16 protein-coding genes are annotated in these 24,040 nt (G+C 69.0%); 11 read left to right on the forward strand and 5 right to left on the reverse strand.

The features are described from left to right. Positions 1 to 11: 11 nt before the first annotated feature. Positions 12 to 1,571 (forward strand): GGDEF domain-containing protein, encoded by a 1,560-nt coding sequence (locus tag FB475_RS18435; RefSeq protein ID WP_238332212.1) that lies wholly within the window; start codon positions 12 to 14, stop codon positions 1,569 to 1,571. Here the strand turns inward: FB475_RS18435 and FB475_RS18440 are convergent. Then, positions 1,565 to 3,004, reverse strand: a complete 1,440-nt coding sequence (locus FB475_RS18440) for a DUF7059 domain-containing protein (protein ID WP_141857463.1) — start codon at positions 3,002 to 3,004, stop codon at positions 1,565 to 1,567. The two genes, FB475_RS18435 and FB475_RS18440, sit on opposite strands and share 7 nt — an antisense overlap. A gap of 119 nt (positions 3,005 to 3,123) precedes the next feature. Next, positions 3,124 to 6,759 carry an NPCBM/NEW2 domain-containing protein gene (locus tag FB475_RS18445; protein WP_141857464.1) on the reverse strand — a complete coding sequence of 1,212 codons (3,636 nt, stop codon included), beginning with the start codon at positions 6,757 to 6,759 and terminating at the stop codon, positions 3,124 to 3,126. 157 nt (positions 6,760 to 6,916) lie between these two features. Between FB475_RS18445 and FB475_RS18450 the strand changes: the two genes are divergently transcribed. From FB475_RS18450 to FB475_RS18465, 4 genes are all read left to right on the forward strand, one after another. Beyond that, entirely contained in the window at positions 6,917 to 8,260 is a 1,344-nt protein-coding gene (locus tag FB475_RS18450; RefSeq protein ID WP_185759298.1) for an alpha/beta hydrolase family protein, read from the forward strand. 294 nt (positions 8,261 to 8,554) lie between these two features. Next, entirely contained in the window at positions 8,555 to 11,269 is a 2,715-nt protein-coding gene (topA, locus tag FB475_RS18455) for a type I DNA topoisomerase (protein WP_141858053.1), read from the forward strand. A gap of 52 nt (positions 11,270 to 11,321) precedes the next feature. Further along, positions 11,322 to 11,750 carry a Fur family transcriptional regulator gene (locus FB475_RS18460; RefSeq protein WP_141857466.1) on the forward strand — a complete coding sequence of 143 codons (429 nt, stop codon included), beginning with the start codon at positions 11,322 to 11,324 and terminating at the stop codon, positions 11,748 to 11,750. A gap of 60 nt (positions 11,751 to 11,810) precedes the next feature. Beyond that, on the forward strand, positions 11,811 to 14,672 hold the full coding sequence (locus FB475_RS18465) for a glycoside hydrolase family 2 TIM barrel-domain containing protein (RefSeq protein ID WP_238332213.1): 2,862 nt from the start codon (positions 11,811 to 11,813) through the stop codon (positions 14,670 to 14,672). Between the two features lie 156 nt (positions 14,673 to 14,828). Here the strand turns inward: FB475_RS18465 and FB475_RS18470 are convergent, their stop codons facing one another. The 3 genes from FB475_RS18470 to FB475_RS18480 are packed head-to-tail and all read right to left on the reverse strand — an operon-like array spanning position 14,829 to position 16,960. Beyond that, the gene (locus FB475_RS18470; protein ID WP_141857467.1) at positions 14,829 to 15,236 is read right to left on the reverse strand and encodes a type II toxin-antitoxin system VapC family toxin; all 408 of its coding nucleotides are present in this window, start codon (positions 15,234 to 15,236) and stop codon (positions 14,829 to 14,831) included. Beyond that, entirely contained in the window at positions 15,233 to 15,508 is a 276-nt protein-coding gene (locus FB475_RS18475; RefSeq protein WP_185759299.1) for a type II toxin-antitoxin system Phd/YefM family antitoxin, read from the reverse strand. The genes FB475_RS18470 and FB475_RS18475 overlap by 4 nt, the downstream gene beginning before the upstream one ends. Before the next feature lie 39 nt (positions 15,509 to 15,547). Further along, entirely contained in the window at positions 15,548 to 16,960 is a 1,413-nt protein-coding gene (locus FB475_RS18480) for an aminotransferase-like domain-containing protein (RefSeq protein WP_141857469.1), read from the reverse strand. A gap of 63 nt (positions 16,961 to 17,023) precedes the next feature. Between FB475_RS18480 and FB475_RS18485 the strand changes: the two genes are divergently transcribed. From FB475_RS18485 to FB475_RS38130, 6 genes are all read left to right on the forward strand, one after another. Further along, complete coding sequence (locus tag FB475_RS18485; protein ID WP_141857470.1) at positions 17,024 to 18,115, forward strand: pyridoxal phosphate-dependent aminotransferase; 1,092 nt, start codon at positions 17,024 to 17,026, stop codon at positions 18,113 to 18,115. A gap of 103 nt (positions 18,116 to 18,218) precedes the next feature. Then, entirely contained in the window at positions 18,219 to 20,204 is a 1,986-nt protein-coding gene (gene tmk, locus FB475_RS18490) for a dTMP kinase (RefSeq protein WP_141857471.1), read from the forward strand. Next, positions 20,201 to 21,409, forward strand: a complete 1,209-nt coding sequence (locus FB475_RS18495; RefSeq protein ID WP_141857472.1) for a DNA polymerase III subunit delta' — start codon at positions 20,201 to 20,203, stop codon at positions 21,407 to 21,409. The genes tmk and FB475_RS18495 overlap by 4 nt, the downstream gene beginning before the upstream one ends. Before the next feature lie 109 nt (positions 21,410 to 21,518). Continuing rightward, the gene (locus FB475_RS18500; RefSeq protein WP_141857473.1) at positions 21,519 to 22,181 is read left to right on the forward strand and encodes a DUF4190 domain-containing protein; all 663 of its coding nucleotides are present in this window, start codon (positions 21,519 to 21,521) and stop codon (positions 22,179 to 22,181) included. A gap of 27 nt (positions 22,182 to 22,208) precedes the next feature. Next, on the forward strand, positions 22,209 to 23,159 hold the full coding sequence (locus FB475_RS18505; RefSeq protein WP_141857474.1) for a DUF4190 domain-containing protein: 951 nt from the start codon (positions 22,209 to 22,211) through the stop codon (positions 23,157 to 23,159). Positions 23,160 to 23,228: 69 nt separating this feature from the next. Continuing rightward, the gene (locus FB475_RS38130; RefSeq protein ID WP_141857475.1) at positions 23,229 to 23,882 is read left to right on the forward strand and encodes a DUF4190 domain-containing protein; all 654 of its coding nucleotides are present in this window, start codon (positions 23,229 to 23,231) and stop codon (positions 23,880 to 23,882) included. Positions 23,883 to 24,040: the final 158 nt, after the last annotated feature.

The raw sequence follows: 24,040 nt of genomic DNA on the forward strand, positions 1-24,040 counted from the left end.
GGGGAGGTGTGGTGCGCGAGACGTCGGGGGTGACGGGGCGGATCGCCGCGGCGATGACGCGGGCCCAGTCGGGTCACGCGGTCGACGCGATGGCGGAGATCAACGCGTTGCTCGCCGAGCTCGATCCGGGACCGAGCCACGAGCGGGCCGCCGCGGAGTACGTCCGCGCGGTGGCGGCACATCACGCGACCGACGCGGTCGAGGCGCTGGACGCGGTCGACGGCTGTATCCGGGTCGCCCGCGCGATCGACGAGCCCGGCTGGGAGGCGAATGCGATCGCGGTCCGGATCGTCACGCTGATCCGGACCGGCGAGGGCGGTGACTCGGTCGCGGACCTGGTCGCGGCGGAGAACGCGCTGTCCCGGACACGAGACCTCGGCCTGGCCGGCTGGGGGCACACCGGCCTCGGGTACGCCTATGACCTGCTCCGGCTGTACGAGCTGTGCATCCCGCACTTCGAGCTCGCCGCCGAGGGCGACCACGACCCGCTCGGTCTGCCCGAGTCGCCCGCGATCACCCGGCTCAACCTGGCCGAGTCGAACCTGCGCTGGGCCCACGAGCTCGAGCGGCTCGGCGACCCGTCGTACGACGCCGAGATCGAGGAGCGTCGCCGCGCCGCACACCGCTGGGCCGGTGCGGCGGTCGAGGTGATCGTCGCGGCCGACCTGCTCGGGTACTGGCCGATCGCGGGGCGGCTGTGGCTGGCGGCGAGCAATGCCGACGCGGATGCGGCCGAGGCGGCCGTCATCCTGAAGGACTGCCGCGACCAGCTGGAGAAGCTCGGCGACCTGGAGCTGGCGGCGATCGCAGGCACCTATCTCGCGAAGGCATACCTGACGCTCGGCCGGACCAGTGACGCGCTGGAGGCCGCGGACCGGGCGGCGGGCGATCTGCCCGTCACCTCGGATCCGCCGGTCGAGGCGCTCGTCCGGCACACCGTCGTCCAGGTCATCGCCGCCTCCGGTGATGCCGGTGCGACGACCGGACTGCAGTACGCGCGGGCGATCAGCCGCGGGTGGTGGGCGGAGCGGCTGCGCGGGCTGTACGCCGTCCGCAGCGCGCTCGCGAACCACGAACTCTCGATCCGGCACGACGCCGAATGGCGGGCGGCCCGCGAGGATCCGCTGACCGGCGTGGGAAATCGGCGCGCGCTCGACGAGCGGATGTCGGTCGCGCGGGACTCCGGCCGTTCGGTCGCGGTGGTGGCGATCGACGTGGACAACCTGAAGGTGATCAACGACAGCTTCGGGCACGCCAGCGGCGACGAGGTACTGCGGCGGGTCGGCGCGCTGCTGAAGGAGCAGTGCCGTGCGGAGGACGTCGTCGCGCGGGCCGGCGGGGACGAGTTCGTCGTCGTACTGGACAATCCGGACGAGCGTGGCGCGCCGGAGCTGGTGGAGCGGATCAAGCATGCGGCGGAGCGGGAGGCGGCCGGTGCCGATCAGCCGTGGTTCGCGATGCTGCGGCTGAGTGTGGGGCAGGCCAGCAGTCGGGACGGTACGCCGGTGGCGGAGCTGCTGACCGAGGCGGACCGGCGGATGTACGCCGAGAAGCGCCGGCGCCGTCAGTAGTCCAGAAAGCCTTCTACGACGAGGTTTCCGATCTGCGGGAGGTAGTCGGACAGTACGTCGACCACCGGGCGATCGGTGAGGTCGGCGAGCGCCGCGAGGATCTGCCCGGTACTCAGGTCGCCGTCGCAGGCCCCGACGAAACCGGCCATGATCGTGTCGACCTGCTCGGCCCGGCGCATCCCGCGTTGCCTTCTGAGCACGATCGTCGCCGGGTCGTCCGCGCCCGGTTGGCCGGTGGTCTCCTGGACGACGTCGTCGGCGACGCGCAGGTGCAGGGCGGTCAGGTCCTTGGGCAGCCCTTCGCGGCGCTCGAACCGGTGCAGGACGTGCGGGCCGATCGGGCGTTCGATCTCGTACGGCCAGGCCTCGGCGTCGAGGGAGCCGGCGACGTTGTGCAGGGTGATCCAGCCCATACCGATCGACTCGACGTTGTGTTCGTCGAGGTAGCGCATCCATTCGTCGTACCTGGTCGGGTACTGCGGGGTGCCGTGCAGGCCGGCGTCGCGCAGCCAGAGTTCGACGTACTCCGTGGTGTCGAGCTGCTCGCGCTGCACGGCCCAGGCCTGGCGGTCCGTCGTCCAGCCCGCGAGGCGGTCCTGCCAGTCCTCCCCGCGTACGCAGGTCCAGTTGGCGAGGACCTGACACCAGCCGCCCTCGGTGAGGTGGTCGGGTGCTTGCTTGACGAGCTGCTCGACGACGGCGTCGCCGGTGAACCCGGTCTCGCGGTACGTGAGGTCGCCGCCGGGTGGGGAGATGACGTACGGCGGGTTGCTGACGATCAGGTCGAACCGCTCGCCCCGCACCGGCTCGTACAAACTGCCGTCGCGAAGGTCGAGGTCGACGTGGTTGAGCGCTGCCGTCGCCCGGGCGAGCTGCAGCGCGCGCGGGTTGACGTCGGTCGCGACGATCTGATTGACCCGGTCGGCCAGATGCAGCGACTGCACGCCACACCCGGTCCCGACGTCAAGCGCCCGCTCCACCTTCACCGGCACCGTCAACTGCACCAAACTGAGACTGGCCGGCGCGATCCCGAGCACATAATCGGACCGCATGACCTCCCGCCGCCCGTCCAGTCCCGGGGTGAGATCCGCGACCACCCACCACTCCCGCTCCTCATCCGCGAACGGCCGGATGTCCAGAAGCGCCTTCACCTCGCTCCCGCTGCGCTCAACGATGCCCAGAGCAACCAGATCCACGCCCGGAAATGCCTTGCTCACGAGGGTTTCCGAGACCGGACGCTGCAGCAGGAACAACCGGATCATGGTGTCCAGTGCATCCCCGGCCGCGGTCCGCCGCACCGCCGGCGCCGTCTCGTTCCGCGCCAGCGCCCCGTTCGCCTGTTCCCCCAGCCGCGCACCCACCCCGCCCACGGTGTACCCAGCAGCCTCGAACGCCGCTCGCAGCCCCGCAACCACAGTCCCCGTCAGCTCCATGCCCACATCCTCCCACCCGACGGCGGCGACCACGATCGACCGAGGGCGAACCGATCCGGCGCCCTTCGCCGAACGCGGTGCCGTCGGTGGAGACCGACGGCACCTCCCTTCTTCTCTTCTTACGGGTTGCAGGTGAGTTCGGCGCCGGCCCAGTCGGCGTGGTCGCTGGTGATGCCGTCGCCGCCGTCGGTTACCTGGAGGGTCAGGGTTTGGGCGCCGGTCACGTCGACTGTGGTGCTGGCGGTGGGCGACGTGCCGGTGAGTTGGTCGGACGTGTACTTCGCGGTGCCGTCGGTCAGCACCTTGAAAGTGACTTTGCCTCGGTCGTCCACTTCGTCGTCGATGCCTAGTTTGCTGGTGAAGGTTTTGCAGTTTCCGGCCAGGCGGACGGAAACCGAGGACGGGGCGTGAGTGCCGAGGCCCTTGGCGTACTGGACTCCGTCCAAGGTGATGGGGCCGCCGTCTCCTGCCGCGTCTTCGCCGTTGCTGTGGTCGCGTTCCACCGGGCCCCAGCCGTTGGTGGAGTCCAGGAACTCCAGGTCGCTGACCCAGTTGTCACCGGTTGGTGCCGGGGGCAACGGTTTGTCGGCGATCGTGGCGGCGAAGAAGCCGAGTCCGCCGCCGGGCAGTTCGATGGCCTTGACCGTCTTTCCGGGGTCGAGCGGTACGGCGGTGTAGAACACGCGGTAGTCGGTTGTCGTGTTGCTCAATCCGGCTGCCGTGTAGCGGCCCTTGACCGAGACCGCGAGTTTCGCACCGCCGGTGGTCGGGTCCTGGCAGCACCAGTTCGGGAGCTGGAACGTACCTTCCGACGTGGTCCCGTCCGTGTAGATGATCGTGACCGTCCCGCGGGCGTTCAGGCTGGCGCCGGCGCCGAGGAGTGCCAGGTGCGACCCGGTGCCGGAGACGAGGATCGGTGCGGACTGGTTCTTGACGAGGTTCGGCGTACCGGGTGCGCCGGTCGGCCAGGTGAAGTTTGCGCCCTGGACGGAGATCGTTGCCCCTGGCGTGTACCCGGCCGCGGCCAGCGCCTCGCCGTTGAAGCTGTTGCCGGAACCGTCGAAGTTGCCCTGCTTGTATGTCGACGCGTCGCTGATCCCGACCACGTTCGCGGCCTGTGACAACGATGCGTACGGCAACTGTGCGGTCCCGGCCGCCGTATTCGAGTAACTCTGGCTTTGGGCAACGTACGACGCCCGCAGTGTCAGCGTGAAGCTCGCGGGTTTCACGTCGGCGCCTGGCATCACCTGGAGTTTGGTCGTCACGCTCTGGCCCGGCACGACGGTGGAGAACGTGTTCGCACCGGCTACGGACCAGCCGGTCGGGACCTGTACGTCGAGCCGCACGTTGCGGACCGTCGTACTCGTGCCGTTGCGGAACGATGCGGTGACCTCGGTGGGCTGACCCGGGGCGTTCCACAGTGAAGGTGTGGTCAGTTCAGGCGTGCCGAGGGTATTGGTGACGTCGGGACCGCCGACCGCCGAGCTGCCGGTCAGGAGAACAACTGCAGACCCCGAGGTCGGGATGGATCCGGTCTGGATACGGATGACTCCGTTCGAGTAGGACCACTTGACCGCCCTGCCGTCGACGAAGACGTTGTGCGGGGCGCTCCCCGTGTGCAGCGTCAGGTCGTACGGGCGTGCTGTCGGCTTCCCGTCGTACGTGCCGATGCTGGGCCCGATGTTGACGGTGATATCGCCGCGGCCCTCAGTCGGTGCCTTGACGGTGAAGGTCTGCGTGGCCGACTGCGGCGAGCGGGTCACCCGGTCGTCCTCGTACATCGCGAACGACGACGTGCCGGAGGGGTAGATGTCGACGCTCACCGTGTCGCCCGGCTTCTGTTCGGCGGCGTTGTTGATGCCGGGCTTCCACATCGGTACGACCGCGCCCGCCTTCACGAACAACGGCAGCGTGTCGAGCGGCGCGTGGTACCCGTTCACCGTGGTCGGGCCCTGGTACACGCGACCCGTCCAGTAGTCGATCCAACGTCCGGCAGGCAGATAGATCCCGTTCTTCACCTCGTCAGCGCCGTACATCGGCGCGACCAGGAACTCCTTGCCGGCCAGGAACTCGTACTTCGTCGTGTCGTCCCAGGTGTGCGGGTCGTCCGGATACTCGAGCACGAGCGACCGGTTCAGTGGAGCGCCGGTCCGGTGCGCCTCGGCGGCGTAGGTGTAGAAGTACGGCAGCAGCCGCTCGCGGAGCTTCAGGTACTTGCGGTTGATCGAGGTGTACGGATCGCCGTACGCCCACGGCTGCTTGTACGCCGGAGTCGACCAGCCGGACATGCTCATGAACGCCGGGTTGAACACCTTCCACTGCAGGTCGCGCACGTACGACGTGGCGCTGCCGCCGAAGATGCCGTCCACATCGCCGGCGCTGTAGGCGATCCCGGAGTTGCCGGAGCCGGTGATCGCGGGGATCTGCCACTTGATCGCGTCGAGCGAACCGCTGTGGTCGCCGGTCCACTGCACCGCGCATCGCTGCGCGCCCGCCCAGCCCTCGACCATCCAGGCGAAGCCTCGCGCGTTGCTGTACTGCTCGATGCCGTCGTGCGCGGTGTCGCAGGCTGACAGCGCGTACCGGTAACCCGGGCCGACCCACGCGACGTCGAGCTTCCGGACCCGGACACCGGCGTCGCCGACCTCGGCGGGCTGGCGGTCCAGGTTCGACTGCGTCCACAGGCCCATCTGGAGGTTGCGGGCGCGCAGTTCGTCACCGGTCTGCTTGAGCGCGGGGATGTCGCGCTTGCCCCACCAGGTGCCGTCGACCAGTTCGGAGTCGGTGGTGGCGGAGTACCCGCAGCCGTAGTCGTCGTTGACGAGCATCCAGCCGCCGGGCATGTCCTCGTCCTTGAACCGTTGCGCGACCTTGACCGCGTCCAGCGTCGTCACCTTGTCCGGGTTGACCTTCCAGTCGTTGCTGGGGTCGGGGTCGGTTCCGTAGTGGCCGCGGTTGTAGCAGTCGGAGTCGCCGTACTCGAGGCCGTAGATCGGCGGCATGAACGGCCGGCCGGTCAGCTCGGTGTACCGGTCCAGCGAGGTCTTCAGGTCACCGATGAAGTAGAACGCGTCGAAGCGCGTCTCGTCGTGAGTGGTGACGACCGGGCTGGTGAAGGTGTAGCTGCCCGGGCTGAACGTGTCGCGGAGTACGCCGTACCCCGCGGTGCTCATGTAGTACGGCGAGGCGTTCGGGTTGCCGCCGTCCTCCCAGTTGAAGTCCCGGGAGATCTTGATCGTCTGGTCGCGGTGCGAGAAGCGGCCGTTCTGCATGCCGCCGCCGAAGAACTGCTCGTTGGCGCCGCGGTCCAGGGTTTGCGTGGTGGAGGTGTCGGTCCAGGACAGCGGCGCCGCCTCGGACCAGACGAGCTGGCCGTTGGAGCGGTAGACCGAGAACTTCAGCGGCTGCTTCTGGGCTCGTACTTCGATCTTGCCGGTGCTGAGGGAGTAGTACGTGCCCCGGTCGCGCCAGGTGGTCGACGGGGTGCCGTAGTCGGTCTTGGTGATGATCTTCGAGCCCTCGCCGGTGTTGGCGGGGTCGCTGAAGTTGCCGTCGGGGGCCATCCAGAGACGGAACACGTCGTCCTTGAGGAACACGACGCGGACCTTCGCGGGGCCGGCGGTGAGGGTGTACGTCGCCTGATCGGCGGAGAACGCGGTGACGTCACCGAGAGTGGTGCCCGCGGCCCGGGCGGGACCGGCGGTGTACACGAGCGCACCGGCTAGTAACGCCAGGGCGACTACTGAACGTTTCATACGGACAAAGATGCTCATCACTGCCTCACTTCACGCATCAATGAACAATGGTGCGCACATTGAAGCTCACTCACGACGAGTTGTCATCAGCTCAGCTTCATCAAGTTGAGACAGTGTCGCCATCACGGGGAGAAACAGGACGATGACGATGAGTCGCATGGTGAACCCACGTCCCAATAGCCTCAGCAGTCACAACCTCACCAGGCGCCACCTGCTGACGGCAGGCCTGCTGGCCGGCCTGACAGCCGGCGTGACGGTTACCGGCGCGGGTACGGCGCATGCTTCCCCGTTCGATCCCCCCACCCTTCGTGCCCAAGGTGACCCGGACTTTCATCCGGTGCGGTTCCGGTTGCCGGTGCCGTCGGGGCGGAAGGCGATCGGGACCACCGCGGTGCATCTGGTGGACAAGGGGCGGATCGATCCGGCGATGCCGAGTGGGCAGCGGGAACTGATGGTGAGTTTTTGGTATCCGGCGGAGGTGGACCGTACGGCGCCGTTCGCGAAGTACATGCCGGCGCGGACTGCCGTCGAGGTGGACGACGCGTGGACGGGGGAGAACGGGCTGGCGCTCCCGAGTGGGTCGTTCGACTTCGGGAACACGGTGACGCATGCGCGGGTCGACGTACCGGCGCAGCGGCTGCGGCATCCCGTCGTACTGTTCTCGCCGGGCTATCAGTACAGCCGGTTCGTCAACACCGCGCAGGTGGAGGACCTGGCCAGCCGCGGGTACGTCGTCGTCACGATGGACCACCCGCACGAGACCCCGGTCGAGTACCCAGGCGGCCGCTTCCTCCCCGGAGCAGCCGAAGCGGAACCACCGAAACCGTCCGATATCCGGGCCGCGGTCGACACCCGTACCAACGACGCGCGGTTCGTCCTCGACCAACTCGAACGGATCGCCGACGGTGACACGGTCGATGCCGAAGGCAAGGATCTCCCGGACGGTCTGGCCGAGAGCCTGGACCTGCGCAGGATCGGCATGTTCGGCTTCGGGCTGGGCGGCTACACCACCGGCGACACGATGCTCGAGGACGAGCGCGTCCTGGCCGGGGCCGACCTCGACGGCACGCTCCAGGACGACCGCCTGAAGGGCCCGCTCGGCGACGTGGCCGTCCACGGACTCGACCGCCCGTTCCTGCTGTTCGGCTCCGATGAGACCCAGCGGACCGCGCCCGGCAAGGAGTACTACGACAAGTCCTGGGCGGCGTTCTGGTCGAATCAGCGCGGCGGCCGGCTCAACCTGGCGCTGACCCGGACCAAGCAGAAGGCGTTCACCGACTACCAGTTCATCTTCTCCCAGCTGTTCCACGACATCTACGGCGAGGACCCGATCGTCTCGTCGGTGATCAAGGCGCTCGTCGGCAGCGCGAAGCCGGCCCGCAGCGTGCTCGCGCAGCGCGAGTACCTGGCCGCGTACTTCGACCTCACGCTCCGCGGGCGGCCCGCGCTGCTGCTCCGCGGCGACTCCCCGAAATTCCCCGAGGTACGGTTCGTCCGCTGAGACGGCGTACGCTCGATTGGGGCGGCGGGGGCACACTGTGGTGGGATCGCGACGCGCCGTAGCGGTGGGGCGTTCACCACTTTCTGGCACCCTCGGAGGCATATAGGGGCCGTCAGCGGTTACCGTGCGTTGAGAAATTGCATTGCCGTCGGCCGTACCCTGTCTGCGGGCAGGGTCGGTTTTGTGCTCGGGGGAACAAGACGTCGGGACGGAGACGTTGTCGGCAGGACGAGAAGAGTAGGGAGCACAGTGGCAGGGGCAGCAGGGACGAAGACAGCGGCAGGAACCCGCTTGGTGATCGTCGAGTCGCCGAAGAAGGCGCGGATGATCGCCGGTTTCTTGGGGTCCGGCTACGTGGTGGAGTCCAGCTTCGGCCACATCCGCGACCTGCCGAGCGGGGCGGACGAGATCCCGGCGAAGTACAAGGGCCTGCCCTGGGCACGCCTCGGGGTGAACGTTGACGAGCACTTCGACCCGCTGTACGTCGTACCGGCCGACAAGAAGGCGCAGATCCGCAAGCTGAAGGATCTGCTGAAGGGCGCCGACGAACTCTTCCTGGCCACCGATGAGGACCGCGAGGGCGAGGCGATCGCCTGGCACCTGCTCGAGGAACTGAAGCCGAAGGTCCCGGTCAAGCGGATGGTCTTCCACGAGATCACCCCGAAGGCGATCCAGGACGCGGTCGGCAACGCCCGCGACATCGACGAGGACCTGGTCGACGCCCAGGAGGCGCGCCGGATCCTCGACCGGTTGTACGGGTACGAGGTCTCCCCGGTGCTGTGGAAGAAGGTCATGCCGCGGCTGTCGGCGGGCCGGGTGCAGTCGGTCGCGATCCGGATGGTGGTCGACCGCGAGCGTGAGCGGATCGCGTTCCGCAGCGCGTCGTACTGGGACCTGGACGCCACGCTGGACGCCGGCGAGACCCGCAACCCGCAGTACTTCCCCACCCGGCTGGTCTCGGTGGACAGCAAGCGGGTGGCGCAGGGCCGCGACTTCAGCTCGACCGGTGAGCTCAAGGGCGCCAACACCGTCCACCTGAACGAGCAGACCGCGACCGCGCTGGCCTCGGCGCTGCGCGAGTCGCAGTTCACGGTCCGCTCCATCGAGTCCAAGCCGTACACCCGCAAGCCGTACGCGCCGTTCCGGACCACCACGCTGCAGCAGGAGGCCGGCCGCAAGCTCGGCATGTCCGCGTCGCAGACCATGCAGGTCGCCCAGCGCCTGTACGAGAACGGCAACATCACCTATATGCGTACCGACAGCGTCACGCTGTCGGACACCGCGATCACCGCGGCCCGGGCGCAGGTCCGCGAGCTGTACGGTGCGTCGTACCTGCCGGACAAGCCGCGCGTCTACACCTCCAAGGTGAAGAACGCCCAGGAGGCGCACGAGGCGATCCGGCCGGCCGGCGAGGTCTTCCAGACTCCGGCACAGACCGGTCTGAGCGGTGCCGAGTTCCGGCTGTACGAGCTGATCTGGATGCGGACGATCGCGTCCCAGATGAAGGACGCGGTCGGGAACAGCGTCTCGATCAAGATCGACGCGACCGCGGCGACCGGCGAGCAGTGCGAGTTCACCTCGTCCGGCCGGGTGATCACGTTCCACGGGTTCCTGAAGGCGTACGTCGAGGGCGCGGACGACCCGTCCGCCGGCACGGACGACCAGGAGACACGGCTGCCCGACGTGGCCGAGGGCGACGTACTGCCCGCGACCGAGGTGCTCGCCTCCGGGCACGAGACCAAGCCGCCGGCGCGGTACACCGAAGCGACGTTGATCCGCGAGCTGGAAGAGCGCGAGATCGGGCGGCCGTCGACGTACGCCTCGATCATCGGGACGATCCAGGCCCGCAAGTACATCTACAAGAAGGGTCAGGCGCTGGTTCCGGCCTGGCTGGCGTTCGCCGTCGTCCGGCTGCTCGAGGAGCACTTCACCCGGCTGGTGGACTACGCGTTCACCGCGACGATGGAGGATGTGCTCGACGAGGTCGCGTCCGGTGACCTACAGCGCGAGGGCGTGCTGTCCCGGTTCTACTTCGGCGACGAGCAGCTCGAGGGCCTGAAGTCGATGGTCACCGATCTGGGCGAGATCGACGCCCGGGAGATGTCGACGTTCCCGGTCGGCGGGGACGACAGCGGCATCGTCGTCCGGGTCGGGCGGTACGGGCCGTACGTCGAGGACAAGGACGAGCGGCGGGCGAACGTACCGGAGGACCTGCCGCCGGACGAGCTGACCGTGGACAAGGCGCGCGAGCTGCTGGAGCAACCGTCCGGCGTCGAGCACGAGCTCGGTACGGCGCCCGATACCGGTCTGAAGGTCGTCGCGAAGGCAGGGCGGTACGGGCCGTACGTGACCGAAGTACTGCCGGAGGACGCGCCGAAGAGCGCGAAGCCGCGGACCGGGTCGCTGCTGAAGTCGATGACGCTGGACTCGATCGGTCTCGACGACGCGATGAAGCTGCTCTCGCTGCCGCGGGTGGTCGGTGTCGACCCGGCGACCGGTGAGGAGATCACCGCGCAGAACGGTCGCTACGGGCCGTACCTGAAGAAGGGCACGGACTCGCGGTCGCTGTCGACCGAGGAGCAGATGTTCGACATCACGCTCGAAGAGGCTCTCAAGATCTACTCGGAGCCGAAGCAGCGTGGCCGCCGGGCTGCCGCGCCGCCGCTGAAGGAGCTGGGTGAGGACCCGGAGTCCAAGAAGCCGGTGGTGGTGAAGGAGGGCCGCTTCGGTCCGTACGTCACCGACGGCGAGACGAACGCGACCCTGCGCAAGGACGACTCGGTCGAGACGATCTCGCTGCTCCGCGCCGCCGAACTGCTGGCGGAGAAGCGCGCCCGCGGACCGGTGAAGCGGACGGCGAAGAAGACCGCGGCCAAGAAGACCGCCGCCAAGAAGACGACCACCAAGAAGACGGCAGCCAAGAAGGCGACGACCACCAAGAAGGCGGCGACCAAGAAAACCGCCGCGAAGAAGACGGCCGCGAAGAAGGCCCCGGCCAAGAAGTCCTGACGCGGAATACATTGGTTGGGTCGGGACCAGCGGACTTGCGAGGAGCGCGCGGATGACAAGTGCGGTCGAGGTCAGCGCGCAGCGGCTGCGGGACCGTGGCGAGCGGGTGACGCCGGCGCGGCTCGCGGTCGTCGAGGTACTGGCCGGCACCGAGGAGCACCTGAGCGCGGAGCAGATCGGCGAGCGCGCCGAGCAGCTGCGGCCGGGGATCCATCGCGCGACGGTTTACCGCGCCCTTGATGCGCTGGGCGAGTTCGGCCTCGTGACACATGTGCACCTGGGCCGGGCGGGTACGACGTACCACCTCGCCGGCGACCTGGCGCCGCGACACCTGCACCTGCGCTGCTCGGAGTGCGGGAAGGTCTACGACGCTCCGGGCGACATCCTCGAATCGGCCCGGAAGAAGGTCGCGCGCGAGCTGGGCTTCCATCTCGCGCCGGAGCAGGTGGCTCTGGTCGGGGTCTGCAACGACTGTCAATAGCTGTCCATATCTGTTGATCGGTGTGGAGTTGTGAACAGATAAGCCTTAAGGTCGACTTCTGTGACTCACTACGTCGAGGACTTTGCTTCCGGGGAGAACGTGCTGCCCCCGCGCTCGTGGCTGGACGACGACTCCGGGCGGCTGCCGCTCAGCGGGGACTGGAGTTTCCGGCTGTCCCCGACCGTGGCGGACGCGCCCGACGACCTGAAGGACCCGGACACCACCGGCTGGGACACGATCGCGGTGCCAGGTCACTGGCAGCTCAGCGGGTACGGCAAGCCGGCGTACACGAACGTGGTCTACCCGTTCCCGCTCGAGCCGCCGTACGTACCGACCGACAACCCGACCGGCGACTACGTCCGCACAGTGACGGTGCCGGCCGACTTCGACGGGGCGAAGATCGTGCTCCGGTTCGAGGGCGTGGACTCGCGGTTCGCGGTGTACGTGAACGGGTCGTACGTCGGCTGGTCGTCGGGCTCCCGGCTCGCATCGGAGTTCGACGTCACGTCGTTGGTTGCTCCCGGCAAGGAAGCGCGGATCGCGGTGCGGGTGCACCAGTGGTCGACCGGTTCGTACGTCGAGGACCAGGACATGTGGTGGCTGTCCGGGATCTTCCGTGAGGTGAACCTGCTCGCGCTGCGCCCGCACGCCGCTTCCGATGTTTTCGTCAAGGCCGCGTGGGACCACCTCGACGGCGCGGGCACACTGCTCGTCGAGTCCGACGTGCCCGGCACGGTTTCGGTGCCTGAGCTCGGCCTCGAGGTGCCGACGGGCGAGCACGTACGGGTCGAGGGCGTGCAGCCCTGGAGCGCCGAGGTGCCGCGGTTGTACGACGCCGTACTGCGGACTGCCGGTGGTGACGTGCGGCTGCGGATCGGGTTCCGTACCGTCGCGATCGTCGACGGGATCTTCACGGTCAACGGCAACCGGGTGCTGTTCAACGGCGTGAACCGGCACGAGTTCCACCCGGACCGCGGCCGCACGCTGACCGAGCAGGACATGCTCGACGACGTCCTGATCATGAAGCGCGCCGGGATCAACGCGGTCCGGACCAGCCACTACCCGCCACACCCGTACTTCCTCTCGCTCTGCGACGAGTACGGGCTGTACGTGATCGACGAGTGTGACCTCGAGACGCACGGGTTCGGGTACGAGCCGCAGCCGCCCAACCTGCCGAACCCGGTGATGGACCCGCGGTTCCGCGACGACCTGGTGCTGCGCATCCAGCGCACGGTGCACCGGGACAAGAACCATCCGTCGATCGTGATCTGGTCGCTCGGCAACGAGTGCGGGATGGGCTCGAACCTCAAGGACATGTACGACGCGGCGAAGGCGCTCGACCCGTCGCGGCCGGTGCACTACGAGCGCGACACCGAGGCGGAGTTCGTCGACATCTACTCGCGGATGTACACCTCGCCGGAGGGGTGCGCGGAGATCGGGGCGGATTCCAGCCTCTATCGCAACCTGCCGTTCATCCTGTGCGAGTACGGGCACGCGATGGGGAACGGGCCGGGCGGGCTGCTCGACTACCGCGAGGTGTTCGAGAAGTACCCGCGCTGCCAGGGCGGGTTCATCTGGGAGTTCATCGACCACGGCATCCGGACCACCATCGACGGGCGCGAGGTGTACGCGTACGGCGGTGACTTCGGCGAGACGATCCACGACGGGAACTTCGTCTGCGACGGCCTGCTGTTCCCGGACCGGACGCCGTCGCCCGGCATGCACGAGTACGCAAAGGTGATCGAACCGCTCCGAATCGTTGCTGACGGCAACGGTGGGGTGATGGTCACGAACCGCTACGAGGTGCTCGACACGAGCCACCTGACGTTCACGGCGCGGGTCGAGGTCGCGGGCGAGGTCGTCGGGAGCGGCACCCTGCCGGTGCCGCTGCTCGCGCCGGGTGAAACCGCCACCCTCGACCTGCCGCCGGCGATCGAGAAGTTCCGTGCGGCCGGTCGGCCTGAGACGTGGGTGACCGTCACCGCCGAGCTCACCGAGGCAACCCCCTGGGCGGAAGCCGGCCACCGAATCGCCTGGGGCCAACTCCGCCTGGACGAGCCGGCCGCCGCGGCTGCAGCCGGCACCGCCGGGTCCGCCTCCGCCTCCACCGGTGGGACCGGCTCCTCCGCCGCGACCGCCTCCGGGGCGACCGCGACCGCCGGGTCGCCGGCGGCCGGCGAAGCCGGCCTCCGGGGGATCACCGTCGGCGCTGTACAGAACGCTCGGTTGGATGTCTGGCGGGCGCCGATTGACAACGACGCGATTCCTGGTGTCGCCGACAAGTGGCGCGAGGAAGGGCTGCACCGGGTGCAGCACCGGATCGTGTCGCAGGGCGAGCGCGACGGCGCGTGGGAGGTCGTCACCCGGACGGCGCCGCCGCAGCTGCAGTGGGGTTTGCGGAGTACGTGGCGCTGGACCGCTGTCGACGGCGCGGTCGTGCTGGAGCTGAACGTCGTACCGGAAGGCCAGTTCCCGGAGGTGCTGCCGCGGTTGGGCATCACGTTCGAACTGCCGAAGGTGGAGCGGGTCGAGTGGTTCGGCACCGGTCCGAACGAGGCGTACGTCGACACCCGCGCGGCCGCCGCGGTCGGGAAGTACTCCGCCACGGTCGCCGAACTGCAGACGCCGTACGTCCGCCCGCAGGAGAACGGCCACCGCATCGACACCCGCTGGGCCACCGTCGACGGCCTCCGCATCGAGGCGGTGGACCACCTCTTCGGCCTCACGGTCCGCGACTGGACCACCAACGACCTGGAGACGGCCAAGCACACTGCGGACCTCGTCCCCGGCGACACCACCTACGTCACCATCGACATCGCCCAAACCGGCGTAGGCACCGCCGCCTGCGGCCCAGCCCTCCCCGACCGCGACAAACTGAAGACAGCCCCCACCTCCCTAACCCTCCGCTTCACCACCGCCTGACACGGACGCCCAGGCCACCACAATCGCGTGAGCGCGACGTGCCCCCAACGGGCGCACGCCCGCAACCGCGCATTGCAATGGCCTGGCGATCCGGCCCCGTCCCCCGCCGCGCCGCCCACCCCCTCCACCCGGACCGGCGCGGCGGGGTGTGTCAGCTCAGGCGGCACCGGGAGCAGCCGTCGGTAGCCCTATCTCGGCGGCCGCCGTCAGGAGACGCTTGTCGTAAGTGACCAGCGCGGTGAGCTCGATGCCTTCGAGAACCAGCGACTGTGCGGTGGCGAGGTGGATGGCGTCGAGTGTCCGGAGCATCGGGTCCGCGTACGCCGCGGCGGTCGCGAGAACGGTCTCGTCCACGGGCACCCTGTCGAGCCTCGCCAGCACGGTCGGCACCGCCGCGAGCCGACCTGGGTCGGATCGCCGGAGGGCGCGAGGGACCTCGGTCAGCACGAGCGCCGAGGCGACGAGCCCCTTGTCTGTCTGCTGTCCGAGCCACGTCTCGAGCGCGGCACTCTCGGCTTCCCGGCGGATCATCTTCACGATCGCCGCTGAGTCGAGGAAGATCACAGCCGTTCCTCGCGCAGGTCCGAGACGATGTCCGTCGAGTCGACCGACAGGTCCGGCTCACCCGCGGGCAGCACCAACGGCCCGGGATTGCTGGCCGGGATCAGGCGGCCACGCCGAATCAGGTCGGCGCGGATGCTCGTGTTGTCGTCGATCGGGACAAGCCGGGCAGCCGGCTGCCCGCTGACCGTGATCTCGAGCGATTCGCCGTTGGCAACACGCGCCAGGACGGCGCTCGTGTGCTGGTTGAGCTCTCGTACCGGGATGCTGTCCATGAACAAAGTGTAGAACGCGACGTTCTACACCTTCCACCCTCAGATGGCGATGGTGGGGCGGGGGTGGGTTGGGGTGGGTGGGGGGTGGTAGGCGTGCCAGGCCTTGGTCAGGCGGGTTACTGCTTCGGTGAGGGAGTTGGGGTGGGCGCGGAAGTGTAGGCGGATGTAAGGGCGGCTGTTGCCGGTGATGTCGAGGCCTGCGCCGGGGAGGATGGCCAGGCCGTTTCTCAGGGCGGTCTGGGCGAAGGAGGTGCCGTCGCCGTACGGGAGGCGGGCCCAGAGGCATTGGCCGCCTGCGACTGGTGGGACCGTCCAGCTGGGGAGGTGCTCGGTCAGTTGGGCGTGTAGGTGGTCGTGGCGGGCTTTGAGGGTCTGGTGGAGCTCGGGGGCGTCCAGGAGCGGTAGTAGGTGCATCGCAGCGAGCTGGGTCGGGACGTTGCCGCCGAGGTCGTGTACGGCGCGGAGGCGGGCCAACCGGTTGATCAGCGGTGGTGCTGCACGGATCCAGCCGATCCGCAGACCTCCCCAGATGCTCTTGCTGAGCGAGCCGATGGAGATCACGGTGTCGCCGTACGCCGCAATGGGCGTCAGCGAAGGCTCACCAGGGAACGCGAGATCTGCCGGTACTTCGTCCTCGATCAGCGGGACGCCCGCAGCAGCAAGGCGCTGCCGGGCGAGCGCGGACAGCACCGCGCCGGTGGGGTTCTGATACGTCGGGATCACGTACGCCAGGGCCGGCCGCCGTTCTCGCACAGCTGTTTCCAAGCCCTCCAGTCCCACAGGCAGCCCGCGCAGTACTGCGCCCTCCTCCCGAAACACCTCCAGCGCTCCCGGATACGTAGGCGCCTCAACGATCACCTGGTCGCCAGGAGACACCAGAGCGTGTGCCAGCAGTGACAGCGCCTGCTGACCGCCGTTCGTCACCAGCACCTGCTCCATCCGTGTTGGCACCCCACGGACCGTGTAGCGATCCGCCAGCGCCTGCCGCAGCGCGGGCACGCCGTACGGGTAATAACCGATGTCGTCAGCGATCTGCCCGAGCTCCGGCGCGATCCTCGCGAATGCCTCCGCCAGCTGCGGCGGCGGATCCCCGGGCGCGGCGCAGACAGCCAGCAGTACGTCGTCGTCCCGGGCCTCCAGCGAGTCCAGGAAGAGCGGGTCCACCGGGGCCTCTTCCGTCGGCGCATCGGTCGGTACGCCGGTCACGCGCGTACCGCTGCCCTGGCGCCGGGTGATCCGCCCCTCCGCCTGGAGCAGGTCGTACGCCGCGACCACCGTCGTACGGCCGACAGCCAGCGCTCCGGCGAGCACGCGGTCCGGCGGGAGGAGTACGCCCGGCGGAAGCTGGCCGTCGTCGATCAGCGTGCGCAGGCGGGACGCGAGCAGTACGTAGAGCGGGCCGCGGCCGGACGACCAGCGGCCCAATCGGTCAACCACCTCGATTGGTCTCATCTGCGAACCAATTCTGCCGGATTGGCTCTGCATCCGCGAGTGCCACCGCAGAACGATGGAGAGATGCCGAACTTTCCGCGTCACCAGATCATGTCACTGACCGCCGAACAGGCCCGGCACGAGCTGGGCGAGAGCTACGGGCCGGACCTCCGGCTCGCGGACCTGCTGACACCGAGGTTGGGGGAGCTCGAGCTGGGCTACGGTACGGCGGCCGGCGACGTGCGGCTGCGGAGCGCGATCGCCGAGCGGCACGGCGTACGGGCCGATCAGGTCGTCGTGACGGTCGGCGGGATGCACGGGATCTTCCTGCTCGCCTATCTGCTGGCGGGGGAGGTTGTGACGACGGCGCCTGAGTTCCCGATGACTCGGAGTGCGTTCGAGACCGTTGGGGCTTCGGTGCGGGTGGTGCCGGTCGGGTTCAACGACGGGTATCGGGTGACGGCGGAAGCGGTACGGGCGCAGCTCACTTCGGAGACGAAGCTGGTGAGCTTGGCTACGCCGCAGAATCCGTCCGGCGTTGCGGTGCCGTTGGCGGTTCTTCGGGAGATCGTGGCGGCGATGGAGGAGGTTTGTCCGGCCGCCTATCTGATGGTGGACGAGACGTACCGGACGGCGGCGTACGGCGAGGAGCCGGTCGCCGAGACTGCTCTGGGTCTCGGCTCGCGGGTGGTGGTTGTCGGCTCGTTGTCCAAGTGCCACGGGGCGGCGGGCTTGCGGATCGGGTGGGTGATCAGCACCGACGATTCGCTGGTGGAGCGGTTGTTGCCGGCCAAGTTCGGCACGGTGGTGTCGGCGTCCCCGGTGTGCGAGGCGCTGGCGGTACGAGTCTTCGAACAGGAATCGATGATCCTGGGCCGGCGGAGGACCTGGCTGGCGGAGAACCTTCTGATCACCCAGGACTGGGTGAACGCCAACAGTCGGCTTGTGGAGTGGGTTCGTCCTGATGCCGGCGCATTGTGTGTGGTGCGGTTGAAGGCTGGGGTGGATCTCGGGCGGTTCAAGGAGACGGCGGCGGAGGTCGGCGTACGGCTGGCCGACGGGGACTGGTTCGGCGACGAGCCGCGGGTTTTCCGGCTGGGATTCGGCTATCTGCCCGCCGCGGAGCTGAAGGTCGCGCTGGACGCGCTGCGTGAGGCGCTGGTCGCCGGGACGTAGCCGCCCGGCTCTGGGCAGTCGCTGTGAAGTCTTTGGGCAGGCGCTGGATGCCGCGCCAGACGCAGTGCGCTGGGCTGTCCGTGTGTCCTACTAGGCTTGCGGTGTGCCGGAGGCCTATGACCCGTTGACCGATCCTGCACCGGCGCACGATGTGCGGGCGGTGTTGCGGATCCCGGCGTTCCGGCGGTTGTGGATCGGGTTCGGGCTGTCGAGTCTGGGTGACTGGATCGGGCTGCTGGCGCTGACCGCGATGGCGAAGTCGTTCGCCGGCGACAACTACCAGCTGGCGAACTTCGCGATCGGTGGCGTGCTGTTCCTGCGGGTGCTCCCGGCGCTGGTGATGGGGCCGGTGGCGGGCTGGGTCGCGGACCGGCTGGACCGGCGCTGGACGATGATCCTCGGCGACCTGATCCGGGCCGCGTTCTTCGTCACGATCCCGATCGTGCACACGCTCAGCTGGCTGCTGATCGCGACCGTGCTGATCGAGATCGTCAGCCTGATCTGGGGCCCGGCCAAGGACGCCAGCGTGCCGAACCTGGTGCCCCGGCACCGGCTCGAGGCGGCGAACCAGCTCAGCCTGATCACGACGTACGGCTCCGCCCTCCCGGCCGCCGCGATCTTCACCGCGATCACATTGGTCACCCGCTGGGCAGGGGATTTCTCCATCGACCTCGCCATCTACGTGAATGCGGCAACCTTCGCGGTGTCCGCGTTCGCGATCGTGTCGGTCGCCGAGATCGGCCGCGCGGTGCACGACCACGAGGACCACCCGACGCTGTGGCGGACGATGGTCGAGGGCTGGTCGTACGTCACGGGTACGCCGGTGGTGCGCGGCCTGGTCGTCGGGATCTCCGGGGCGTTCGCGGCGGGTGCGGTGGTGGTCGGCCTCGGCCGGACGTACGTCGAGGACCTCGGCGCCGGCGACCCGGGGTACGGCCTGCTCTTCGGCGCGGTGTTCGGCGGTCTCGCGCTCGGGATGGGGTTCGGGCCGCGGATCTTCTCCGGGTTGTCGCGGCGCCGGCTGTTCGCGGCCGGGCTGGTCGGGTCCGGGATCTGCCTGGCCGGGCTGGCGTTGATCCAGCAGATCGAGATCGCCACGATGATCGCGATCCTGCTCGGGTTCTGCGCGGGCGGTTCCTGGGTGTCCGGGTACACGCTGCTCGGCCTCGAGGTGCCGGACGCGGTCCGCGGGCGGACCTTCGCGTTCGTGCAGTCGGCGGTGCGGACGGTGCTCGCGGTCACGCTGGCGATCGCGCCGTTCGCCGCGGGTGCGATCGGCCGGCACACGTGGACGATCGCGGGCCACTCGGCGACGTACAACGGCGCCTCGATGACGATGGTGATCGCCGCGGTGGTGGCGGGCGTGATCGGCCTGGTCTCCTGGCGGCAGATGGACGACCGTCCGGGTGTGCCGTTCTGGCGGGACGTTCGGCGCAGTTTCGGCAAGACCCGCGGCGACTACCCGACCACCGGGCTGTTCATCGCGCTCGAGGGCGGCGAGGGCGCCGGCAAGTCGACGCAGTCCGCGCTGCTGGTGAAGTGGCTGGAGGAGCAGGGGCAGCAGGTGCTGCTGACCCGCGAACCGGGCGCGACCGAGCTCGGGAAGACGCTGCGCCAGATCGTCCTCGACCCGGCCACCGGCGACATCTCGCACCGCGCCGAGGCTCTGCTGTACGCCGCGGACAAGGCCGAGCATGTCGACTCGGTGATCAAGCCTGCGCTGAAGGCGGGCGCGGTCGTGATCACCGACCGGTATGTCGACTCCGCACTGGCGTACCAGGGATCCGGCCGCGATCTCGACGTGTCCGACGTCGAGCGGGTGAATCGTTGGGCCACCAACGATCTCCGGCCGAACCTGACGATCCTGCTCGACCTGCCGCCGAAGAGCGGGCTCGGCCGGTTCACGGAACGGGACCGGATCGAGGCCCAGGGCGACGAGTTCCACGAGCGGGTGCGGCACGCGTTCCTCGAGCTGGCCGCCGCCGAACCGCAGCACTACCTGGTCCTGGACGCGTCCCAGGACCGCGAGGAGATCGCCCGGCAGATCCGTGCGCGACTGCAACCCCTGCTCCCGAAGGTGGACCTATGAGTGTTTGGGACGACCTGGTCGGGCAGGAGCCTGCGGTCGCCGTACTGCGGCGGGCCGTGGACGGAGCTTCCGCCGTACTGCGTGGTGAAGCCGGTGCGGCCGTGGCCGGGATGACGCACGCGTGGCTGATCACCGGACCGCCCGGGTCCGGCCGGTCGAACGCGGGACGTGCGTTCGCGGCGGCGTTGCAGTGCGCGAACAACGGCTGTGGCGAGTGCAACGACTGCCGTACGGCGCTGAGCGGTGCGCATCCGGATGTGTCGCTGATCCGCACAGAGCTGTTGTCGATCCGGGTCAGCGAGGTCCGCGAGCTCGTCCGGCGGGCCGCGATGAGCCCGACGCAGGGGCGCTGGCAGGTGATGGTCATCGAGGACGCGGACCGACTGACCGAGCAGGCCGCGGACGCGTTGCTGAAGAGCATCGAGGAGCCGGCGCCGCGGACCGTCTGGGTACTGTGCGCGCCGACCGTCGAGGACGTCGTACCGACCATCCGCTCGCGGTGCCGCCTGCTGGTGCTGCGGACGCCTCCGGCGGCGGCGGTCGCGGAGATGCTGAGCGCCAAGCTGGGCGTGGACGCGGACCTGGCGTGGTTCGCGGCGCGGGCGGCCCAGGGGCACATCGGCCGGGCGCGGGCGCTGGCGCGGGACCCCGAAGTACGCGACCGGCGCACGCGGGTGCTGGAGGTGCCGTTCGCGCTGCGCGACCTCGGCGCGTGTCTGAAGGCGGCGCAGCAGCTGGTCGACGCGGCCAAGGAAGAGGCCAAGGCCAGCGCGGAGAAGGTCGACGAGAAGGAGCGCGCCGCACTCGAGCAGGCGCTCGGCGTCGGTACCAAGGGCGCGAAACCGCGCGAGGCGAACGCCGCGCTCAAGGAGCTCGAGGATCAGCAGAAGGCACGCGCGAAACGGTGGGAGCGCGACGTCCTTGACCGGTCGCTGGTCGACCTGATGGCGCTGTACCGCGATGTGCTCGTGGTGCAGACCCGGTCCGGCAGCGACCTGATCAACGCCGAACTGCAGCGCAACATCGAGCAGCTCGCGGCGCGGACGACGCCCGAACAGACGGTCCGGCGGATCGATGCGATCGCGATGTGTCGCGAGGCGATCGAGGCGAACGTGGCGCCGCTGGTCGCGCTCGAGGCGATGACCGTGTCGCTGTTCGAAGGACGCAGCGACGGGTTCACCATTCCGCGCCGGGTGTTGCGCTGAGGCGTGATTCACGTCCGATAACTGGGCGGACGGTGTAACACCGAGACCAGCGAGTCCGATGACTGGGTGTCCGGGTGAGGTGCCCGGCGCCCTCCCCGAACGGACTCTCATGAACCAGCCCCCGATCCAGCCTGCGCGGCAGTCCTTGCCGCCGGCTGAGTCCTGGCTGGAGGGCGTCCCGGACCCCGTCCGGCAGCGGCAGGACCCGTACGCGATCGCCGCGTTCGCGGTCAGCCTGCCCGGGCTGGTCCCGTTCGCCGTACCGCTGGCCGCGGTCGCGCTGCGCCGGGTCAAGCGCCTCGGCGGGCAGGGGAAGCGGCTCGCGTACGCGGCGTTGCTCGTGTCGCTGGCCTGGGTGCTCGCGATCGGTACCGCGGTCACGCTCAACCTGGTCGCCGAACACCGCCGCGGCATCGGCCGGACCGTGTCGATCTCGCAGGTCGAGGTCGGCCGGTGTTTCGACGCGGACCTCGAGTCGGACGCGCTGCGTGTCGTCCGGATCGCGGACTGCGCGCAGGCGCACACCGGCGAGGCGTACGCGAAGGTGCAGGCGGCGCTGGTCGGGCTGACCGCGGCCCAGACCGGCGCCGAGGCAACCAACCAGTGCGCCGGCGCCTTCGTCGACTTCGTGGGCAAGCCCTACGAGCGCTCCGAACTCGACATGTACTACGTGGTGCTGGAGAACCGCGAGGTTGCTGACGGCAACGTCCTCTGCCTGCTGGGGATGCCAGGAACCCACCTGACCGGTACGATGCGCGGAGCGCAACGTTAGCGCTCGCTGGGGATTGTGGGGGACAAGATGACTCAGCCACCATCGGATCCGGACCGGCCGCAGGACAGTACGCGGTCGTTTCCCAGTTACGGGCGGCCGGAGGAGGGTGAGGGGTCCGGGCAACAATCCGGTACGTCGTGGGCGGCGCCGGGGCAGTCGACGTACGGGCCTGCGTCGTACGGGCAGGCTGGACAGTCGTCGTACGGGGCGGGGACGCCTCCGCAGTCGCCGTACGGGCCGGGGGCTTATGGGCCGCCGCAGTACGGGCAGACGCCGTACGGGAACGGGTACGGGCCGGGGCAGTATCCGGCGGCGTACGGGCAGCCGCCGGCGGCGTACGGGTACTCGGGCGGTTCCGGTGGGCAGAACGGGCTCGCGGTCGCGGCCCTCGCGTGTGCGCTCGGCGGGATCTTCATCGGCCTGTCCGCGCCCGTCGCCGTCGTACTCGGCATCGTGGCGCTGGTCCAGCTCAGCCGCCGCCCGCAGGCCGGCAAGGGCATGGCGGTCGCCGGTGTGGTGATCGGGTCGCTGGTGACGATCGGGTACGTGCTGCTGATCGGGCTGCTGATCGCGTTCGACTCGTCCAGTACCGACGACTCCGGCGCACCGGATCCGGGATCGAACAGTGCGTACATCGACGAACTGATGATCGGCGAGTGCTTCGACGACACCAGCGCGGACGACGAGGTGGAGCGCCAGCCCTGCCCCAACGCGCACGACGCCGAACTGATCGCGATCGTCTCGCTGCCCGACGGCAGCTACCCCGGCGACAAGGCCATCGACAAGGACGCCGACCGGGCCTGCACGCGGCCGTTCGGCACGTACGTCGGCAAGTCCCGCGATCAGTCCGAGCTCTACCTGTCCTGGCTGACGCCGGACAAGTACACCTGGAACTCCGGCGACCGCCGCGTCTTCTGCGTCGCGTACGGCCCTGACGACGAGAAACTCACCGGCACCGTCAAGAACAGCCACCGCTGACGCACTTGCCCAGGGCAACCCTCCCTCCCGAACGGGTACGATGCGCGAAACACAGCACATGGGAGCAGCGTGACTCAGCCACCGCACAACGCGGACCCCGACCGACCCCAGGACCGCCCGCAAGACGCGACCCGCCCGCTCCCCCAACAACCGTGGCCCGCCCCCGGCCAGCAGCCACCCAGCCAACCGCAGGACGGCCAGAGCGCCTACGGCCAGCAGCCCAGCCAACCGCAGTACGGCCAATCCCAGTACGGCCAGCAAACCGGTCAACCGCAGTACGGCCAGCAAACCGGCCAACCGCAGTACGGCCAGCAAACCGGCCAACCGCAGTACGGCCAGGCCGGCTACAACCAGCAGCCCAGCTACGGCCAGCCGACCCAGCCGATACCCGGCCAGTCGCCGTACGGCCAGCCGTATGGCCAACCGCAGTACGGCCAAGCCTCGTACGCCCCGAGCGTCTACGGAGGCTACGGCTACACCGGTTCCCCAGGCACCAACGGCCTCGCCACAGCCTCCCTGATCTGCTCCCTCGCCGGCCTCCTGATCGGCCTCTCGGCCCCGGTCGGAATCGTCCTGGGCATCATCGCCCTCTCCCAAATCAAAAAACGCAACCAAGACGGCAAAGGCATGGCCATAGCCGGCGTAATCATCGGCTCAGTCCTGACCGTAGGAACCATCCTCCTGTTCCTCTTCCTAATAGTCCTAGGCACCACCACCAACTGAGCACCCACCCCGCCCGCAGCAACCACCAACCCGCCCGCCGGAACAGCCAACCCGCCCGCCGGAACAGCCAACCCGCGCGCGCTCCGCAGGCGCTAGCTTCGTCGCTCTGCTCCTCAAACGCGCCCGCTCCACGCACTCCCACCCACCCCGGGCTCCCG

The organism is Kribbella jejuensis, assembly GCF_006715085.1.
In the GTDB taxonomy this organism is placed as follows: Bacteria; Actinomycetota; Actinomycetes; order Propionibacteriales; family Kribbellaceae; genus Kribbella; species Kribbella jejuensis.

Bases quoted from the DNA above. Each gene is read 5' to 3' on its own strand.
- FB475_RS18440 (WP_141857463.1), bottom strand. From the start codon at position 3,004: ATGGAGCTGACGGGGACTGTGGTTGCGGGGCTGCGAGCGGCGTTCGAG.
- FB475_RS18445 (WP_141857464.1), bottom strand. From the start codon at position 6,759: ATGAAACGTTCAGTAGTCGCCCTGGCGTTACTAGCCGGTGCGCTCGTG.
- FB475_RS18450 (WP_185759298.1), top strand. From the start codon at position 6,917: ATGGTGAACCCACGTCCCAATAGCCTCAGCAGTCACAACCTCACCAGG.
- FB475_RS18460 (WP_141857466.1), top strand. From the start codon at position 11,322: ATGACAAGTGCGGTCGAGGTCAGCGCGCAGCGGCTGCGGGACCGTGGC.
- FB475_RS18475 (WP_185759299.1), bottom strand. From the start codon at position 15,508: ATGGACAGCATCCCGGTACGAGAGCTCAACCAGCACACGAGCGCCGTC.
- FB475_RS18480 (WP_141857469.1), bottom strand. From the start codon at position 16,960: ATGAGACCAATCGAGGTGGTTGACCGATTGGGCCGCTGGTCGTCCGGC.
- FB475_RS18485 (WP_141857470.1), top strand. From the start codon at position 17,024: ATGCCGAACTTTCCGCGTCACCAGATCATGTCACTGACCGCCGAACAG.
- FB475_RS18495 (WP_141857472.1), top strand. From the start codon at position 20,201: ATGAGTGTTTGGGACGACCTGGTCGGGCAGGAGCCTGCGGTCGCCGTA.
- FB475_RS18500 (WP_141857473.1), top strand. From the start codon at position 21,519: ATGAACCAGCCCCCGATCCAGCCTGCGCGGCAGTCCTTGCCGCCGGCT.
- FB475_RS18505 (WP_141857474.1), top strand. From the start codon at position 22,209: ATGACTCAGCCACCATCGGATCCGGACCGGCCGCAGGACAGTACGCGG.